Origin of the sequence: Sinorhizobium sp. CB7 (assembly GCF_041357635.1) — a bacterium.
Taxonomy (GTDB): domain Bacteria; phylum Pseudomonadota; class Alphaproteobacteria; order Rhizobiales; family Rhizobiaceae; genus Rhizobium.
Genome location: NZ_JAULLL010000054.1, coordinates 1 through 1,521 on the forward strand (window position 1 = coordinate 1; position 1,521 = coordinate 1,521).

Genomic DNA, 1,521 nt, shown 5'->3' on the forward strand with positions numbered 1-1,521 from the left:
AAGAGATTCCATGAGGAGTGGATAGCGGCCTGCACCGTGGCAGAGTGGGTTCGCTAGAAATCGCTCTGGAGGCCCATCATGCTTATGACTGCTGATCAACCTGAGGCACATGCCGCTATCCGCGTCGATCTTGGCGCAATTTTTGTCTCGTTGGAACTGAGTAAATCGACCTGGCTGGTGACGTCGCTCTCACCGGGGAGCGAGAAGATCTCCCGGCATACGGTCGCCGGCGGTGATATTGCCGGGCTGTTGGCCTGCTTTGCCGAGCTGCGCCAAAAGGCACAGTCGCGCCAGGGAAAGCTTTACCGGTTGGTGGTGATCCAGGAAGCGGGTTTGGACGGGTTCTGGATCGGCCGGGTGCTGAACCGCGAAGATTGGATCGAAAGTCACATTGTCGACGCCGCGTCGATCGCGGTGCCGCGCCGTCGCCGTCGCGCCAAGACCGATCGCATCGATGGCGAGACGCTGATCCGTACGCTAATGGCCTGGAAGCGAGGCGAGCCACGCGTCTGCTCGATGGTCAGGGTGCCGACGCCCGAGGAAGAGGATCGCCGCCGGCTTGGCCGGGAGCGAAAGGCGCTGGTGGCCGAGCGGGTTCTCCACGTCAATCGCGTGAAGGGATTGCTCTTCAGCCAGGGCATCCGGGATTATGAGCCATTGCGTCGTGATCGGCGTGCACGTCTGGAAGAACTTCGCACGGGCGATGGCCGTGCGCTCTCCAATCACATCAAAGCCCAGATCGGCCGTGAGCTTGACCGTCTCGAGTTGCTGCTCGAACAGATCAAGACTGTGGAGGCCGAACGAGATGCGCTGATGATCCACCAGACGACGAGCACCGCCGCGCCAGCGGCCATGCTGCTGTGCATCAAGGGCATTGGTCCGGAGTTTGCGGCAATCCTCCACTCGGAAGGCCTGTTCCGGCGCTTCGACAATCGAAGGCAGGTTGCCGCCTATGCCGGGCTGGCGCCGTCACCATGGCAGAGCGGATCGATTGATCGTGAGCAGGGCGTCTCGAAAGCGGGCAATCCACGACTGCGAACGACGATGGTCCAACTTGCGTGGCTTTGGCTGCGTCACCAGCCGGGCTCGGTGCTCGCCCGCTGGTTTAAGGAGCGCGTCGCACGCAATGGCGGACGCCTCAAGAAGGTGATGATCGTGGCGCTCGCCCGCAAGCTGCTGATCGCGCTATGGAAATATGTGAATGCCGGTGTCGTCATCGAGGGGGTGGTCATGACGTCTGCCTGACCGACAGCTGCCCAGCTGAAAAGCTATTCCCATCCCCAGGACCTGATCAGCCCTGGCGGATCCAGGTGAACGGACCGAAACCTCCCATGGCTTCAGCAGCCGAGGAAAGAGAATGGTCCCCGTTCTCCTGAGCCCTTGCCCGCCGAAAGCGGGATAGTGGTGCAGCCGCCCGCAGCGGCGACCGGATGTGAGGTTGTACAGGCCCAAGCACCGGGCCGGTAATACGATCGGGCTCAGACCTTGGATACCGAACGAGGAAAGACTCAATGCCACCTT

Annotated in this window: 1 protein-coding gene; it reads left to right on the forward strand. The window is 61.7% G+C overall.

Annotated elements, in window-relative coordinates; all coding sequences use genetic code 11:
* Positions 1 to 84: 84 nt before the first annotated feature.
* Positions 85 to 1,245, forward strand: coding sequence for an IS110 family transposase (locus AAE029_RS36135; protein WP_371077752.1), 1,161 nt, complete (start codon positions 85 to 87; stop codon positions 1,243 to 1,245).
* Positions 1,246 to 1,521 lie beyond the last annotated feature (276 nt).